General features: G+C 64.5%; 14 protein-coding genes and 1 pseudogene. 14 read left to right on the plus strand and 1 reads right to left on the minus strand.

The features are described 5' to 3' along the window. Positions 1 to 48: 48 nt before the first annotated feature. Both IVA81_RS23800 and IVA81_RS23805 read left to right on the plus strand, forming a co-directional pair. Positions 49 to 867, plus strand: coding sequence for an ABC transporter ATP-binding protein (locus IVA81_RS23800; protein WP_247322488.1), 819 nt, complete (start codon positions 49 to 51; stop codon positions 865 to 867). Beyond that, on the plus strand, positions 867 to 1,655 hold the full coding sequence (locus IVA81_RS23805) for an ABC transporter permease (protein WP_247322489.1): 789 nt from the start codon (positions 867 to 869) through the stop codon (positions 1,653 to 1,655). The genes IVA81_RS23800 and IVA81_RS23805 overlap by 1 nt, the downstream gene beginning before the upstream one ends. Positions 1,656 to 1,827: 172 nt before the next feature. Here the strand turns inward: IVA81_RS23805 and IVA81_RS23810 are convergent, their stop codons facing one another. After that, entirely contained in the window at positions 1,828 to 2,277 is a 450-nt protein-coding gene (locus tag IVA81_RS23810) for a cupin domain-containing protein (protein ID WP_247322490.1), read from the minus strand. A 137-nt stretch (positions 2,278 to 2,414) separates the two neighbouring features. Between IVA81_RS23810 and IVA81_RS23815 the strand changes: the two genes are divergently transcribed. The 12 genes and pseudogenes from IVA81_RS23815 to IVA81_RS23870 all read left to right on the plus strand — a co-directional run bounded on the left by IVA81_RS23815 (position 2,415) and on the right by IVA81_RS23870 (position 17,096). Beyond that, a complete protein-coding gene (locus IVA81_RS23815) occupies positions 2,415 to 3,440 on the plus strand; it encodes an ABC transporter substrate-binding protein (protein ID WP_247322491.1) in 1,026 nt (341 codons plus the stop codon). Between the two features lie 29 nt (positions 3,441 to 3,469). Continuing rightward, a complete protein-coding gene (locus IVA81_RS23820; protein WP_247322492.1) occupies positions 3,470 to 4,174 on the plus strand; it encodes an NUDIX hydrolase in 705 nt (234 codons plus the stop codon). A gap of 92 nt (positions 4,175 to 4,266) precedes the next feature. After that, positions 4,267 to 5,577: an ABC transporter substrate-binding protein gene (locus tag IVA81_RS23825; RefSeq protein ID WP_247322493.1), complete on the plus strand. Its 1,311-nt coding sequence runs from the start codon at positions 4,267 to 4,269 to the stop codon at positions 5,575 to 5,577. 15 nt (positions 5,578 to 5,592) lie between these two features. Beyond that, positions 5,593 to 6,360: an ABC transporter ATP-binding protein gene (locus IVA81_RS23830; protein ID WP_247322494.1), complete on the plus strand. Its 768-nt coding sequence runs from the start codon at positions 5,593 to 5,595 to the stop codon at positions 6,358 to 6,360. Between the two features lie 2 nt (positions 6,361 to 6,362). Further along, positions 6,363 to 7,067, plus strand: a complete 705-nt coding sequence (locus tag IVA81_RS23835) for an ABC transporter ATP-binding protein (RefSeq protein ID WP_247322495.1) — start codon at positions 6,363 to 6,365, stop codon at positions 7,065 to 7,067. Positions 7,068 to 7,072: 5 nt separating this feature from the next. Continuing rightward, positions 7,073 to 7,954, plus strand: coding sequence for a branched-chain amino acid ABC transporter permease (locus IVA81_RS23840; protein ID WP_246929923.1), 882 nt, complete (start codon positions 7,073 to 7,075; stop codon positions 7,952 to 7,954). Beyond that, positions 7,951 to 8,970: a branched-chain amino acid ABC transporter permease gene (locus IVA81_RS23845; protein ID WP_247322497.1), complete on the plus strand. Its 1,020-nt coding sequence runs from the start codon at positions 7,951 to 7,953 to the stop codon at positions 8,968 to 8,970. The genes IVA81_RS23840 and IVA81_RS23845 overlap by 4 nt, the downstream gene beginning before the upstream one ends. After that, the gene (locus IVA81_RS23850; RefSeq protein ID WP_247322499.1) at positions 8,930 to 9,859 is read left to right on the plus strand and encodes a polyphosphate kinase 2 family protein; all 930 of its coding nucleotides are present in this window, start codon (positions 8,930 to 8,932) and stop codon (positions 9,857 to 9,859) included. The genes IVA81_RS23845 and IVA81_RS23850 overlap by 41 nt, the downstream gene beginning before the upstream one ends. Then, positions 9,856 to 10,893 carry a patatin-like phospholipase family protein gene (locus IVA81_RS23855; protein WP_247322501.1) on the plus strand — a complete coding sequence of 346 codons (1,038 nt, stop codon included), beginning with the start codon at positions 9,856 to 9,858 and terminating at the stop codon, positions 10,891 to 10,893. The genes IVA81_RS23850 and IVA81_RS23855 overlap by 4 nt, the downstream gene beginning before the upstream one ends. Positions 10,894 to 11,726: 833 nt before the next feature. Continuing rightward, entirely contained in the window at positions 11,727 to 14,051 is a 2,325-nt protein-coding gene (locus IVA81_RS23860) for a mechanosensitive ion channel domain-containing protein (protein ID WP_247322503.1), read from the plus strand. 104 nt (positions 14,052 to 14,155) lie between these two features. After that, positions 14,156 to 15,153: pseudogene (locus IVA81_RS23865) on the plus strand (tripartite tricarboxylate transporter substrate-binding protein). A gap of 290 nt (positions 15,154 to 15,443) precedes the next feature. Next, positions 15,444 to 17,096: an NAD-dependent malic enzyme gene (locus IVA81_RS23870; RefSeq protein ID WP_346659414.1), complete on the plus strand. Its 1,653-nt coding sequence runs from the start codon at positions 15,444 to 15,446 to the stop codon at positions 17,094 to 17,096. The last annotated feature ends 97 nt before the right edge of the window (positions 17,097 to 17,193 follow it).

Genomic DNA, 17,193 nt, shown 5'->3' on the forward strand with positions numbered 1-17,193 from the left:
TTGGCCGCGCGAGCGGCTAAGGCATCGGGCCAAATTCGGAGGAAATACATGACAACGCCCACGGCAGTGGCGCTGGAAGATGCCAAGGTCGCGTTCCGGCTCGGGGACGGGCGGGTCTATACGGCGGTGGAGAAAGCTCATCTCGCGGTTGCGCAGGGCGAGTTCGTGGCCATTGTCGGCCCCACCGGTTGCGGGAAATCCACGCTGCTCAACGTTGCCGCGGGCCTGCTCAAGCCGGCGGCCGGCAGCGTCAAGATATTCGACCGGCCGCTCGCGGGGCTGAATCGGGACGCCGGCTACCTGTTCCAGGCCGACGCGCTGTTCCCGTGGAAGACCGCGCTCGACAACGTCGCGATCGGGCTCGAGATCAAGGGCACGCCGCGCGCCGAGGCGCTGCCGCGCGCACAGAAATGGCTAACCTCCGTCGGCCTCGGCGCGTTCGCGGGTCGCTATCCGCACATGCTCTCCGGCGGCCAGCGCAAGCGCGTTGCGCTGGCGCAGGTCCTGATCCGCGACCCGAAGATCCTGCTGATGGACGAGCCGTTCGGGCCGCTCGATGCGCAGACGCGCCAGGTGATGGGCAATCTGCTGCTCGAGCTCTGGAATGCCGACCGCAAGGCCGTGCTGTTCGTCACCCATGATCTCGAAGAGGCGATCGCGCTCGCCGACCGCGTCGTGATCATGTCGGCGGGGCCGTCCTCGCGCATCATCGGCGACTGGAGGGTGAGCTTGCCGCGCCCGCGCGACATCTTCGAGGTGCGGCTCGACAAGGAGTTCCATGCGCTGCATCGCGAGATCTGGAGCGTGCTCAAGGACGAGGTGATGAAGGGCTACGCCCAGTCCACGCACGCGGCGGAGGCGGTCTGATGTCGCGCCCGACGCTGCTTGCGCTGCAAATCCTGGTCGCGGTCGTCTGCATCGTGCTGTGGCAGGTGCTGTCGACCGTCCCCGTGTTCGGCAAGATCCTGCTGCCGCCGTTCTTCTTCTCCAATCCGTTCGACGTGTTCAGCCAGATCGTGAAGTGGTTCTCGTCCGGCGTGATCTGGAAGCATCTCGGCATCACGCTGACGGAATCGATCCTGGCCTTTGTGATCGGATCGGCCGGCGGCGTGCTGGTCGGCTTCTGGTTCGCGCGCCAGCCGCTGGTGGCCGCCGTGTTCGACCCCTACGTCAAGATGGTCAACGCGCTGCCGCGCGTCGTGCTGGCACCGATCTTCGCGCTGTGGCTTGGGCTTGGCATCTGGTCCAAGGTCGCGCTCGGCGTGACCCTGGTGTTCTTCATCGTGTTCTTCAACGTCTATCAGGGCGTGAAGGAGGTCAGCCGCACCGTGCTCGACAACGGCCGCATGCTCGGCATGAGCGAGCGGCAGTTGATGCGGCACGTCTATTGGCCCTCGGCGCTGTCCTGGATGTTCTCCTCGCTGCACACCTCGGTCGGCTTCGCCGTGGTTGGTGCGGTCGTCGGCGAATATCTGGGGTCGGCGGCCGGGCTCGGCTATCTGATCCAGCAGGCCGAGGGCGTGTTCGACGTCGCCGGCGTGTTCGCCGGCATGTTCGTGCTGTCGGCGTTCGTGATCCTGATCGACTATGGCGTCACGCTGGTCGAGCGCCGCCTCCTGGTGTGGCGGCCGACGGCCTCGGATGGGCGCGGGTAGGGGCGCAAGTTAGTTTCGGATTGCGAGCCGCACCCAAGGTGCGCTCCCTCCCCCGCTTGCGGGGGAGGGTTGGGGAGAGGGTGTCTCCACTTGCGAGAGCCCCCAAGAGGAAAGAGCCCTCACCCGCGCCTTCGGCGCGACCTCTCCCGCAAGCGGGAGAGGTGAAGGAAGCTCAATCCAGCAGCTTGGTGTCGTCGGGCGCCTGCGGCGGCGTCTTGATCGCGATCGCCTTGACCTGGCCGCTGATCGGCTTGGTGCCGCCGTGCGGCGTGCCCTTGGGAATGATGACGAGGTCGCCGGGCTTCACCGTCACCTCCTTGTCGCCGAGCCAGATCGTGCCGGTGCCGTCCAGAATGTACTGGATCTCGTTGGTGTTGGGATGCATGTGCTTGGGTACGTTGCCGACCTGGATGGAGATGGTGGCGCCGTCCGCGCTCGCGAACATCTTGGAGCGGTACCCCACAGCGTTGGCGGACCCGAGCGCATCGCCCTCCATCTCGCCGGTGTGGATGATCTGAGCGGTGATGTTCTCGGCGGCGAGTGCCGGCCGGAGCAGGTGGGTTGCGCCGCATCCGGCGGCAAAGGCGGCGGCGATCGACAGCCCGGCCGTAAAGCGATTCATGGATGATCCTCCCCATCGAGAATTATTCTTGTCTGGGTATGCTATTGCGCCGAATGGCCGATGACCAGTGCCCCCGGCAGCGCTTCTCAAGCCAGCCCTGCTGCTTTATGGTTTTGCCGGCCGAACGGAGGAAACCAATGAAGAACACGATTGCCAGGCTCGCCGGCGCGCTGCTCGCGCTGACGCTCACCACCGGTTTTGCCGCGGCGCAAAGCAAGGTCACCATCGCGATCGGCGGCGGCTCCTGCCTGTGCTATCTGCCGACCGTGCTGGCCAAGCAGCTCGGCGAATACGAGAAGGCCGGTCTCAATGTCGAGCTGGTCGACCTCAAGGGCGGTTCGGACGCGCTCAAGGCCGTGCTCGGCGGCAGCGCCGACGTGGTGTCCGGCTATTTCGACCATTGCGTCAATCTGGCCGCCAAGAAGCAGGAGCTGCAGGCTTTCGTGGTCTATGACCGCTATCCCGGCCTCGTGCTCGTGGTCGCGCCCTCGCGAACCAACGACATCAAGTCGGTCAAGGATCTCGCCGGCAAGAAGGTCGGCGTCAGCGCGCCCGGCTCCTCCACCGACTTCTTCCTGAAGTACATGCTCAAGAAGAACGGCATCGATCCCACCAGCGCCGCCGTGATCGGGGTCGGCCTCGGTGCCACCGCCGTCGCCGCCATGGAGCAGGGCCAGATCGATGCGGCCGTGATGCTCGATCCCTCCGTCACCGTGCTCCAGGGCAGCCACAAGGATCTGCGCATCCTCTCCGACACCCGCACGCAGAAGGACACGCTGGAGACGTTCGGCGGCGAATATCCCGGCGGGGCGCTGTACTCGACGACGGCCTGGGTCAATAGCCACGAGAAGGAGACGCAGGGGCTCACCAACGCGATCCTCGCCACGCTCGCCTGGATCCATTCGCACAGCCCTGAGGAGATCATGGCGAAGATGCCGGAAGAGACGGTCGGCAAGAACAAGGAGCTCTATCTCGCCGCGCTGAAGAACACGATCCCGATGTACTCCGAGACCGGGAAGATGGATCCGAAGGGTGCGGACGCCGTGCTTTCGGTGTTCAGCGTCGGCTCGCCCGATGTGGCCAATGCCAAGATCGATGTCAGCAAGACCTTCACCAACAAGTTCGTCGAGCAGGCCAAGAAGACGACGGGGAATGCCAAATAGCTGACGCGAAGATGTGGTAATCGTCCCTCATGACGTCACCAATCATTCATCGCGTCACGACGCTTGGTCTTGCCGTGCGGCCGATCGTCTGGCCGTTCGCGGAGGAGCGGCGCGCCGAGATCGCAGCGCATTTCGCCGAGAAACAGCGCGAGCGGCCGAAGATCTGGAATGGCCGCGTCCTGCTCGGGCGGGACGCGGTGTTTGCGGATGGCCATCTCTCCGCGACCTATTTCGAGACCGATTTTGCCAGCTTCCTCGCCTGGCGTGACTGGGGCTTTCCCGACAAGGCGGTGTTCAACGGATTTGGCATGGGCGCGCTGCGCGCGTCCGACGGCGCCTTCATCATGGGCGAAATGGCGCAGCACACCGCCAATGCGGGCCGCATCTATTTCCCTTCGGGCACGCCCGACCTCGACGACGTCATGGAGGGTGCGCTCGACATTCCCGGCAGCGTTGTCCGCGAAATCGAGGAGGAGACCGGCCTGACCGCGGCGGACTATCGGGCCGAGCCGGACTGGCACTGCATCGTCAGCGGCCCCGCGATTGCGATGATGCAGGTGCTCAACCTGGACATGCCCGGCGATCAGGCTCGGGCTCTGATCGAAGCCAATCTCGCCCGTGAGGACGAGCCTGAATTGTCGGCCATTCATCTCGTGCGCGGGATGAGTGATCTCACGCCGACCATGCCGCGATTTGTCACGGCCTTTATCGAGCAGCAGTTCGCTTCGCGCTGATGCGCAAGGCTTGACATCGCTGCGCTCAGCCCATGTGATGGGGCAACGAAAAGCAAGACGAATGCAATGCACAATCGTCCAGGGAGGTTTTGATGCGCCTGCGCATGGCTGCCCGGTTGGTACGTGGGCTGGTGGTCGCGATATCAGCGACGGGCTTGGCGGTGTCCGCCCAGGCTCAAGACAAGAAGATCAAGATCGGCGTCGTTTTTGATTTGACCGGACCTCTTGCCGGCGGCGGTTCCGAGCTCAATTATGTCGGCACAAAGATCATTCTCGACCATTTCGCCAAGACCGGCGTCGAGGGCTACAAGATCGAGGCGGTCTATGCCGACGCGCAGAGCAAGCCCGACATCGCCATCAACGAATCCGTCCGCCTGCTCGAGCAGGAGAAGGTCGACATGGTGCTCGGCTTCTTCTCCTCGGCGCAGTGCGTACCCGTTGCCGCCCGCGTCGAGCAGCTCAAGAAGTTCATGTGGATGACGACCTGCATCTCGTCGGCCGTGTTCAACGAGAGGGGCTACAAATACGTGTTCCGGCCGCAGGCGAGCGGCGACCAGTTCGGCATGATGACGATGGATTTCATCGCGCAGAACGCCAAGGAGAAGTTCGGCAAGGAACCAAAGGATCTGCGCGTCGCCATCATCCACGAGGACGGCGCCTATGGCGTCGACGTTTCCAAGGGCAACGAGGCCGGCGCGAAGAAAGCCGGCTTCAACGTCGTGCTCAAGGAGGGCTATTCGGCCACCGCGCCCGATCTGTCCCCGCTGGTGACCAAGCTGAAACGCGCCAAGCCCGACGTGATCTTTCACACCGGCTACAATCCGGACATCACCCTGCTGTTGCGCCAGGCCCGCGAGCAGGGCCTGAAGTTCGGCGCGCTGATGGGGCATGGCGCGGGCTATGGCGTCTATGAGAAGCTGAAGGAAGGTATGGGGGCCGACGCCACCTATATCTTCAACGCCGACCCGATCTCGATCTGGCTGGCCAACCAGAAGACCATGGATCCGAAGCTCTCGCCCGTCATCAAGATGGTCGGCGAGGAGTTCGACAAGATCAGGCCCGGCGTTGCCATCCGCTCCGCCCATGTCGGCATCGGCGCGTCCAACAGCTACGTGTTCATGGCGGATGTGCTGCCGCGGGCGATCAAGAAGTACGGTGGCGTCGATCCCGATGCGCTGCGCAAGGCGGCGCTCGACACCGACATCCCCGAGGGCGGCACCATGCTCGGCTTCGGCGTGAAGTTCTACGGCGAGGGCACGCCCATGGCCGGGCAGAACGAGCGCTCGTTCCCCGTCGTGATCCAGTATCTCGAGGACAAGTCTCATGTGGTGTGGCCGAAGAGCCAGGCGCAGCGCGAGGCCGTGCTGCCGCTGCCGAAAGGCACCACCTACAGCAACCAGTAGCAGCGGAGGGCTTTGGTGCTGGAAGTCAGCGGGCTGGTGAAGCGGTTCGGCGGCTTCACCGCCGTCAACAACGTGTCGTTTCGGGTCGATCAGGGCGAGATCCTCGGCCTGATCGGCCCCAACGGTTCGGGCAAGAGCACGATCTTCAACATGCTTTCCGGCACGCTGGCGCCGACATCGGGCTCGATCATGTTCGGTGGCTCCGAGATCGCGGGCCTTGCGCCGCACCGGATCATCAACAGCGGCGTCGGCCGCACCTTCCAGATACCGCGCCCCTTCCGCCGCCTGACCATCTTCGAGAACGTCGCGCTCGCCGGCTTTTACGGCCAGGGCCGCCACAGCCGTGCCAGGGCGGAGGAGGCGGCCGAACGATCGCTGGCGATGGTCGGCTTGCCGACCGATCGCCATGCCAGCGTCGATGGCCTCGGCGCGGCCGGCTTGAAGAAGCTCGAGCTGGCCAAGGCGCTCGCCACTTCGCCGAAGCTGCTGCTCGCCGATGAGAGCCTCGGCGGCCTCGACGAGGCCGAGATGGATCAGGCCGCCGACATGCTGCGCAACATCCGCGACGAGCTCGGCATCACCATCATCTGGGTCGAGCACATCATGGGCGTCTTGATGCGCGTCGTCGATCGCGTCATGGTGCTCGATCACGGCGAGAAGATCTCGGAAGGCCTGCCGAGCGCGGTCGCGGGCGATCCGCGCGTGATCGAGGTCTATCTCGGCACCGATGCCGAGACCACGCAGGCCGCGGCCGCCGAAGCGCGCCGCCGCGCGGGAGGCTAGGCATGCTGGATCTCCGCGCCGTCAATGCCGGCTATGGCACGTTCCAGGCGCTGTTCGATGTCAATCTCGACGTGAAGGCCGGCGAGGCCGTCGGCGTCATCGGCCCCAATGGCGCCGGCAAGACCACGCTGATGCGCGTCATCTCCGGCCTGATCCGGCCTTCGCGCGGATCGATCCGGATGGAGGGCGCCGACGTCGTGGCAACGCCGCCGCACAAGATCGTCAGCCTCGGCATTGCGCATGTGCCGGAAAACCGGCGGTTGTTTCCGCAGCTCTCGGTCGACGATAATCTCAAGATGGGCGCCTTCATGAAGGAGGCGCGTGGTCACTATGCCGAGCGAGTCGAGGTCGTTTTCGACCTGTTTCCGCGCCTGAAGGAACGGCGCCACCAGATGGCCGGCACCATGTCCGGCGGCGAGCAGCAGATGTGCGCGATCGGCCGTGCGCTGATGTCGAATCCAAAACTGCTGCTGCTCGACGAGCCGTCGGCGGGGCTGGCGCCGGTCGTGGTGCAGCAGGTGTTCGAGCTGGTGAAGCGGATTCGCGCCAGCGGGCTGACGGTGCTGATCGTCGAGCAGAACGTGCAGCAGGTGCTGAAAGTGGTCGATCGCGCCTATCTGATCGAGGCGGGCACGATCAGGGCGTCCGGCACCTCGGCCGAGATGCTCGCAAGCGACACCGTCAAGGAAGCGTATCTCGGGGTGTGATGGGCATGCAGGCGTTCCTGGACATATTCGACATCTACCTGCTGGAGGCCGTGATCAACGGCATCCTGCTCGGCGGCGTGCTGGCGCTGCTCGCGCTCGGGCTCAATCTGATCTTCGGCGTCATCGACGTGACCTGGATCTGCTATGCCGAGCTCGTGATGATCGGCATGTACGCCATGTATTTCATGGTGCAGTATTACGGCATCAGCTACTTCGTTGCGGCGCCCCTCACTATTCTGCTGGTCGCTGTTCTGGGCGCGGCGCTGCATTACCTCGTGATCGCGCCGTTGCTGACCGCGCCGCCGATCAACCAGTTGCTCGCGACCGGCGGAGTTCTGTTCGTGCTGCAGAGCTTTGCCACCGTCGCTTTCGGCATCGACTTTCGCAATCTCGGCATCCGCCTGCCGGTGCTCGCCTTCGGCGACATGAACTTTAGCTACGCGCGACTTCTGTCATTCTTGGCTGCGCTGGTCGGCATGGTCGCCGTCTACCTGTTCATGACCCGCACCTTCACCGGCACCGCGATCCGCGCCATCTCGCAGGACCGCCAGATCATGGCGCTGATGGGCGTCGACACCAGGCGGATCTATCTCATCACCTCGGCGCTCGGCGGCGCGCTGGCCGGGCTCGCCGCCTGCCTCCTGGTGCTGCAATACGACGTGCATCCCTTCGTCGGCCTGTCCTTCGGGCCGATCACCTTCCTGATCTGCGTGCTCGGCGGCCTCGGCAATTTCATCGGCGGCTTTATCGCCGCCTTCGTCTTCGCCGAGATCATCTCGCTCGGCGGCCTGTTCTCCGATCTCGAATGGGGTTATGTGCTCGCCTTTGCCTTCTTCATTGTCATGATGTTCATCCGGCCTGCGGGCCTGCTCGCGAGGCGCCGATGATGGGGCAGGGGCGGCTTGCAGCCTGGGGGATAGGATTGGCGGCGCTGGTCGCGCTGCCTTTCGTCTATCGTGATCCCTATCATCTGCACATCCTGGTGCTGATCCTGATCTGGTCGTTCGCCTACACCTCCTGGTCGATGATGGGGCGGTTCGGCCTCGTCTCGCTGGGCCATGGCGGCTTCATGGGGATCGGCGCCTATGTCACCGCGCTGCTCTGGAATCATCTGGGCTGGTCGCCCTGGATCGGCATTCCCGTCGGCATGGTCGCGGCCGGCGCGTTGGCGCTAATCGTCGGCTATCCCTGCTTCCGTTTCCGCATCACCGGGCACTATTTCGTGCTGGTGACGCTGGCGCTCTCCGGCATCGTGCTCCAGGTCATCACGGCGACGCGCGACTATACCGGCGGCTCGCTGGGCTATACGCCGAACCGGACCTCGGGAAACAAGCTGCTGGCGCTGCAGTTCGACGACAAGATCACCTGGTACCTGATCGCGCTCGGGGTCTGGCTGTTCGGCATCGTGGTCTGGCATTGGGTCGACCGCAGCATGGCACGCTACGCGCTGGAGGCGATTTCGGAGGACGAGGACGCCGCGGCCGCCGCCGGCGTCGACGTCACCGCGGAGAAGCTGAAGATCACGCTGCTCAGTGCGGTGATGACGGCGCTCGCGGGCGCGATCTACTGCCAGTACCAGATGTTCATCACGCCGGACACGGTCAGCGGCATTGCGGTGTCGCTCCAGATGGTGTTCGCGGCCATCGTGGGCGGCCTGTTCGTCTCGCTCGGCCCGACCTTCGGCGCCGTGATCACCATCCTGCTGGCGGAAACCCTTCGCATCGGCTTCGGCACCAAGGCGGTCGGCTGGGACAATCTCGTCTACGGCGTGCTGCTCGTGCTTTTCATCATATTCCTTCCCAAGGGCATCCTTGGTAGCGTGCTCGACCGATTGAAGCCGCAACGCAAGGTGCCCCGCGCTCATGAGCAAGAAGCCGTCCAAATCGCTCGCCCAGGAACTTGACCGCTACGTCACGCCGTTCCGCTATGACGGCTCCGGCAAGTTTCATCTCAAGGCGCACAAGACCGACGAGAAGGGCGATCTCGACAAGGAGAAGGCGCAAGCGATCCTCGATGCCAACAAGAAGCGGCTGATCCAGTTTCAGGAGAAGCTCTACGCCCAGGACCGCTGGTCGCTCCTGATCGTGTTCCAGGCCATGGATGCCGGCGGCAAGGATAGCGCGATCAAGGCGATCTTCGAAGGCATCAACCCGCAGGGCTGCGAGGTTCATGCCTTCAAGGCGCCGAGCAGCAAGGAGCTCGACCACGATTTCCTCTGGCGCCACGTGATCGCGCTGCCCGAGCGCGGCCATATCGGCATCTTCAACCGCTCCCATTACGAGGAATGCCTGGTGACGCGCGTGCACCCGGAGATCCTCGCCAAGGAGAAACTTCCGTCCAGGGTCGTGACGAAGAACATCTGGAAGGAGCGGTTCGAGGATATCTCGGCCTTCGAACGCTACCTTTGCCGCAACGGCACCGTGGTGCTGAAATTCTTCCTCAACGTGTCCAAGGACGAGCAGCGCGAGCGTTTCCTCGACCGGCTGGAGCAGCCAGCCAAGCAGTGGAAGTTCTCGATGGACGACATCAAGGAGCGCGCGCTCTGGCCGCGCTACCAGGCGGTCTATCAGGACATCGTCCGGCACACCGCCACGTCTCACGCGCCCTGGTATGTCGTGCCCGCCGACCACAAATGGTTCGCCCGCGTCGTGATCGGCTCGGTGATCAATGCGGCGCTCGAAAAGCTCGACCTGCGCTTCCCGCGCGCCGACAAGGGCTCGCTGCGGGAGTTCGACGCGGTGCGCAAGGCGCTGGAGAAGGAAGAAAAAGGGGGCAATAAGCGAGCAAAGTGACAGTCAGCGGGACCGCGGACCGGAAGAACGTCAGCTTCGCGCTCCAGGGCGGCGGCGCGCACGGTGCCTTCGTCTGGGGCGTGCTCGACCAGGTGCTGGAGGACGGCAGGCTCGCGATCGAGGCAATCAGCGCCACCAGCGCCGGCGCGATGAATGCGGTGGCGATGGCCTCCGGCATGGCCAGGGGAGGTACGGAGGCCGCGCGGCAGAACCTGCACGCATTCTGGTACGAAGTGTCGCGCATGGACATGGCGTACGATCTGCTCTCGCCGCTCAACCAGTGGATCCAGGCCCTCAAGCTGCCGCCGGAATATCATCCGGTTCACGCCTTCATCCATACGCTGACGCATACGCTGCCGCCGAACCTGCTCAATCCCTTCCATTTCAATCCGCTGCGCTCGCTCTTGCAGCGCGTGGTCGATTTCGACCGGCTCAATTCCTCGCCCGAGGCGCCAGCGCTGTTTCTCAACGCCACCAATGTCCGCAACGGCAAGATCAAGGTGTTCCAGAGCCCGCATCTCACTGCGGAAACCGTGCTGGCCTCGGCCTGCCTGCCGCCCTATTTCCAGGCCGTCGAGATCGACGGCGAGCATTACTGGGATGGCGGCTATCTCGGCAATCCCGCGATCTATCCGCTGATCTACCGCAAGGGCAGTCATGACGTCGTCATCGTGCAGGTCACCGCGATCCGACGCGACGAGCTGCCGACCAGTGCCGCCGACGTCCTCCACCGCATCAACGAGATCAGCTTCAATTCGTCTCTGATGCGCGAGATGCGCGCGATCGCCTTCGCCACGCGGCTGATCGACGATGGTGAGCTCGACAGCGCAAGACACAGCCGCATGTACATGCATTGGATCGGCAACGACCAGCTGATGTCGCAGCTCGGCACGGCCACGCAATTCCATCCCGAATGGAGCCTGTTGTGCCGCCTGCGCGACGAGGGCCGCGCGGCGGCGCGAAGCTGGCTGGCGCGCAACTTCGACCGGGTCGGGACGTCCTCGACGGTCGACCTGGCCGACATGTTTCTCTAGGCCGGAGACAATAATTGCGAAAACAACCCCATGCACAGTAGCCGGGCGTAGCGAAATCAATGGCTTGCTGGTGGCGTCATTGGCTGCTGATTTTGCGAAATCGAATTGACGTGTCGGGCAAAGCAGGGGCATGATGTCACCATGCCCTGGCTTGCGGAACTCGCCCGTTCAAATGTGATCCCCGTGATCATCGATCCCGCTTGACAGTTTTGTGGCACGGGAGGAGCATGCCGATGGTCGCCAACAAGCGACGCGCAACGTCCACCTCATGAGCAAGGGGAGGTCTATGACTCCACCTCCGCAAATCCAGCCGCGTTAAGTGCGATGGAGCTCGTTCGGACTATCGCATAGCGGCAGAAACCGCGAACGGCACGCCGGGACAAGGTTTAGCGGGCTGCATCAGTGAGGCAAAGCCCCTACCGTCCCGGCGCTGTATTTTGCATCACGTTGATCGTGTCGGGTGGCCGTGATGCGGCCCCGTGACACGCGTCTTTCACATCCTGCTTTTGTCCTCCTTCCTCCTCGCCGTCATTCCGGGCCAACGCCCGGAATGACGGAGTAATTGCATGCAGGGCACGTGTGTCGCCACGCCCTCTTGTGAGTCGAGCTGCGAGAATTCTACAGAAAGACGGATCGCGTTCTGTTGGCGTTTGAGCCCCACTGACGCCCGGTTCCCTCATCCTGCATTGCGGCAAATGCCAAGAGAATGTCGCCTCAGAGGCCCACTTCCGACACAGGCCACGGGCGAATAGCAGCCATCCGACATGACGCATGTGCTTCGGCGGTGACGGCCACGACACCGCGGGCGCATTCATTTTTTTCAGGGAATCAGCGTGTCGCATAAGCTTGCCCCGGCGCTCCTCGCCACTCTCTTCCTCGCGATCTCATCTCTCTCCGGCGCCCGCGCCGAGACGCCGGCCGCGAACAGTGCTGCCGCGTTGTCGCCCGAGGAAGCCAAGCGTGCGCTGGAGACGCTCCAGGACGACAAAAAACGTGCGCAGATGATCGACACGCTGCGCACGATCGCCAATGCGTCTGGTCCGCAAGCCCCAGCGCCCGAGCAGAAGTCGCCGATCCCGCTCGCTGCCGACGGCCTCGGTGCGCAGCTCCTGCTCACCGTGTCGGAGGAGATCGGCGCGATCTCGAGCGAGATCGCCAGCGTGGCGCGGACACTTACGCATTTCCCGGCGTTCTATTACTGGATCGTGCGGACCGCGAACGATCCTGCGGCCTACAATCTCCTGATCGAGATCGCCTGGAAGCTCGCACTGGTGCTCGGTTGCGCGCTCGCGGCCGAATGGGTGCTCTTCCGGCTGATCCGGCGTCCGGTCGCATTTCTGGAAGGACGCGTGCCGTATGCCGCGCGCCTGCCGGCGCAGGCGCTGCCCGTCGCCGATCCGCCGTCGTCGGTCGCCGACGTCACGCCGGCACCTGAATTGCAAAAGCGCCGCCACAGCCTGGCGCGGATCTGGCAGGTCCTGCTGCGGCTGCCCTTCGTGTTTGGGCGCCTTGTGCTCGAACTGCTTCCGGTGTTCGTCTTCATGGGCGTTGCCACCGCGCTGCTCGGCACCGAGATCGGCGAGCCCACGACCGTCCGCCTCGTGATCCTCGCGGTTGCCAACGCCTATGCGTTCTCGCGCGGGCTCATCTGCGTGGTTCGTGCGCTGGCGGGGCCGTTCGGCCTGTTTCCTGTCAGGGCCGAGACCGCGGCCTATGTCGAGATCTGGGCCCGCCGCATCGTCGGCGTCGGCGTATCCGGCATCGCCTTCGCCAATGTGGCGCTGCTGCTGGGTCTGCATCGTGCCGGTTACGCCGCGCTGCTCCGCATGGTGATGCTGGTCGTGCATCTCTTCATCGTCGTCATCATCCTGCAGTGTCGCCGCCAGGTCGCAGACGCCATTCGCGCGCCCGCCGAACAGGCCGGAATCGCGGCGCGGCTGCGCAACCGCGTCGCCGGCGGCTGGCATTATCTTGCGATCGCGCTCGATCTTGCACTCTGGGCGGTATGGGCGCTCAACATCCGCAACGGCTATTCGCTGCTGCTGCAATATTTCGTCGGCACCATCGTGCTCGCAGTGATCACGCGCGTCGCCATCATGCTGACGCTGAGCCTGATCGACCGCGGCTTCCGCATCAAGCCGGAGATCCTGCAGCGCTTTCCAGGCCTCGAAATCCGCGCCAACCGCTATCTGCCGCTGCTGCGCAAGATCGTATCCGGCGTGATCGTCTTCATCGGCTTCGTGGCCGTGCTCGAAGTCTGGGGCGTGGACGCCATCGTCTGGTTCTACGGCGGCCAAATCGGCAGCCGGCTGATCTCGGCCGTGGTGACGATCGGCGTCGCCGTCCTCGTCGCTGCGGCGATCTGGGAAGCCAGCAACGCGCTGCTGGACCGCCAGATCAACACGCTCTCGCGGGACGGGCACTACGCCCGTGCCGCGCGCCTGCGCACCTTCCAGCCGATGCTGCGCACCGCGCTGCTCTGCCTGATCGCCACCGTGGTCGGCCTCACGACGCTGAGCGAGATCGGCGTCAACGTCGCGCCGCTGCTCGCGGGTGCCGGCATCGTCGGCATCGCCATCGGCTTCGGCTCGCAGAAGCTGGTGCAGGACCTCATCACCGGCCTGTTCCTGCTGTTGGAGAACACCGTGCAGGTCGGCGACAATGTCAGCGTTTCTGGGCTCTCGGGCGTGGTCGAGAACGTCTCGATCCGCACCATCCGGCTGCGCGCCGGCGACGGTGCCGTGCACATCGTGCCGTTCAGCGCGGTCACGACCATCACCAATGCCAGCCGCGGCGCCGGCAACGCCTCGGTCAGCGTCAACGTCGCCTACAAGGAAGACACCGACCGCGCGGGCCAGATCCTCAAGGACATCGTCGACGAGATGCGCCGCGAACCCGAATTCCGCGCGCTGATCCGCGGCGACCTCGATTTGTGGGGCATCGACAAGGTCGACGGCGCGATGGTGTCGATCGTCGGCCAGATCCGCTGCACCGAGGCCGGCCGCTGGCCGGTCCAGCGCGAATTCAACCGCCGCATGAAGCTGCGCTTCCAGCAGAACGGCATCGACGTCGCATCCGCCACCCAGACCATCTTGATGCATATCGTCCCGCCGGCAGATGGCTCGGCCCACCTGGCGCCGCGGCGGGCGGCCGGATAGTCGCCCGCCGGACATTTCCGGCTTGCCTCCATCGACCCGGCAGCGTTCACTCTGCCTCCAGCTCGCTGCCAAAATGCGGGCGACGACAATGGGTGGGTGGAATGATACGAGGGCTGTGGGCCGTCTTGCGCGGTCATGTGATCGTCTTGTGCGCGTTGGCCGGATCTGCGGTGTGGACGATTCCGGGTCATGCGCAGCCGTTTCCCTCGCGTCCAATCACCCTCATCGTACCGTTCGCGGCGGGCGGCCCGACCGATACGCTGGCGCGGATCCTGTCCGAGCGGATCGCCGCCGAGCTGCGCACCACGGTCGTGGTCGAGAACGTCGCCGGCGCCTCCGGCAGCATCGCCGGCGCCCGCGTCGCACGCGCAACGCCGGATGGAACCACCATCACGATCGGCCATTGGGGCACCCATGTGCTGAACGGTGCGATCCTCAACCTGCCTTATACGTCGTAAGTGATTTCGAGCCGGTCGCGATGATCGCGATGGGCACGCAGCTCATCGTCGGCCGCAAGTCGCTCGAGGCGGGCAATCTCAAGGAGCTGATTGCCTGGCTGAAGGCCAATCCCGGCAAGGCCACAGCGGGGACCTCAGGGGCGGGCACGGGTGCGCATGTCGCCGCCGTCTTCTTCAAGGACAAGACCGGCACCGACTTCCAGTTCGTGCCCTATCGTGGCGCCGGGCCCGCCATGATCGATCTCGTGGCAGGGCAGATCGACATCATGTTCGACCAGGCGGCGAACTCGCTGGCACATGCCAGGAGCGGTGCGATCAAGGCGTTCGCAGTGACCTCGCCGACGCGGCTTGCGTCCGCCCCGGATATCCCGACCGTCGACGAAGCGGGCTTGCCCGGGCTCTATATTTCCTACTGGCACGGCATCTGGGCACCGAAGAACACGCCGAAGGACATCGTCGCCAAGCTCAACGCGGCTATCGTCGCCGTGCTCGCCAATGCCGCGGTCAAGCAGCGCTTTGCCGAACTGGGCCAGGAGATTCCGCCGCCGGAGCAGCAGACACCCGCAGCGCTCGCCGTTTTCCAGAAGGCCGAGACCGAGAAATGGTGGCCGATCGTGAAGGCGGCGAACATCAGGCCGGAGTAATCGCGCCGCAAGCAGCGCTCCTCATTCTGAGGAGGCCGCGTAGCGGCCGTCTCGAAGGATGTGCCGCGGGCGACAGTGAGGGCCTGCATGGTTCGAGACGGCGCTCATCCTCACCATGAGGAGCACGAGCCCTGCCACATTAACCTTCTCTCGCGCAACTGCCCGTCGTTCGCGACAATCTCGCTGCGGTGCGAGATCACAATCGGCGCTTCGGTCTCTACGTCCTTGATCTCGTTGGAGCGCTGGCCGACAATGTCCGCGGTTCAATGTGAAGCTTCTTGGGGGAATTCGTGAATAGACCTGCCCGGGTCATTGCCCAATCGACGTCGTCCAATCCGCCGCAAGGCATGGCGCTGCTGCGCGATCCCCTGCTCAACAAGGGCACCGCCTTCACGGAATCCGAGCGCGACGCACTCGGCCTGCGTGGTCTCTTGCCGCCTTGCGTGCTGACGATGGAGACGCAGGCTCAGCGCGTCCTCACCAATTTGCGCACGCTGCCGACCGATCTGGAAAAATATGTCGCGCTGAACGCGCTGCATGATCGCAACGAGGCGCTGTTCTTCCGCGTCGTCGTCGACAATATCGACGAGATCCAGCCGATCATCTACACGCCGACGGTCGGGCTCGCCTGCCAGAAATACGGCCTGATCTTCCAGCGGCCGCGCGGCATGTTCATCTCCTCGCGCGACCGCGGCCAGATCGCCGAGCTACTGAAAAACTGGCCCTATCCGGCCAAGCTGATCGTCGTCACCGACGGCGAGCGCATTTTGGGACTTGGCGATCTCGGTGCCAACGGCATGGGTATTCCCGTCGGCAAGCTGTCGCTCTATTCCGCCTGTGCCGGTGTGCATCCGGAATCGTGCCTGCCTATTGTGCTCGACGTCGGCACCAACAACGAAGAGCTCCTGAACGACCCCTATTATCTCGGCCTGCGCGAGCGGCGGCTGACCGGCGAGGCCTATGACAGCTTCGTCGACGAGTTCATGCAAGCTGCGCGACAGACCTTTCCCGGCGTGCTGATCCAGTTCGAGGATTTCGCCAACCATTCGGCGTTCAAGCTGCTGCACAAATATCGGGATGAAGCCTGCGTCTTCAACGACGACATCCAGGGCACCGCGGCAGTGGCGCTCGCCGGCCTGTTCTCGGCCTTGCGCGTCTCCGGCGGCAAGCTCAGGGACCAGCGCATCCTGTTCCTCGGTGCGGGCGAGGCGGCAACCGGCATCGCCGATCTCCTGGTGTCCGCGATGATGGCGGAGGGCGCTTCGGAAGCCGAAGCGCTCCGGCGCAACTGGCTGGTGGATTCCCGCGGCCTCGTCGTCAGCGGCCGCGAAGGCCTCTCCGGCCACAAGCTCCGCTACGCCCACACCGACCAGGCGCCGATCGCCGACTTCCTCACCGCGATCAAGACGCTGAAGCCGACGGCGATCATCGGCGTCGCCGCGGTCGGCGGCGCCTTCACGCCAGAGGTGCTCAAGACGATGGCCGAGCTCAACGCGCAGCCGATCGTGTTCGCGCTCTCCAACCCGACCTCGAAGGCCGAATGCTCGGCGGAAGATGCCTATCGCTACACCGAGGGTCGCGCGCTGTTTGCCTGCGGCAGTCCGTATGACCCGGTCAAGCTCAACGGCCGCAGCTTTGTCCCGCGCCAGGGCAACAATTCCTACATCTTCCCCGGCGTCGGCCTCGGAGTCATCGCCAGCGGCTCGCGGCTCGTGACCGACGAGATGTTCATGGCGGCCGCCCACACGCTTGCCGATTGCGTCGGCAAGGACGACCTCGCGCAGGGCAGTCTCTATCCGGCCCTGCCGCGCATTCGCGAGGTCTCCATCCGCATCGCCGCGGCCGTTGCGGACGTCGCCTATCAGCGCGGGCTCGCGGACGGACCGGCGCCCAACGACGTCAAGGCCCTGGTCCAGTCCCAGATGTACGAGCCGCATTACTGAGCGGTCGAACGGCGCGATAGGGGCGCCACGTATCGGCATCGTCATGGCCGGGCTTGTCCCGGCCATCCACGTCTTGCCGCGCGGTACGAAACGGACG

The organism is Bradyrhizobium sp. 141, assembly GCF_023074055.1.
GTDB lineage: Bacteria > Pseudomonadota > Alphaproteobacteria > Rhizobiales > Xanthobacteraceae > Bradyrhizobium.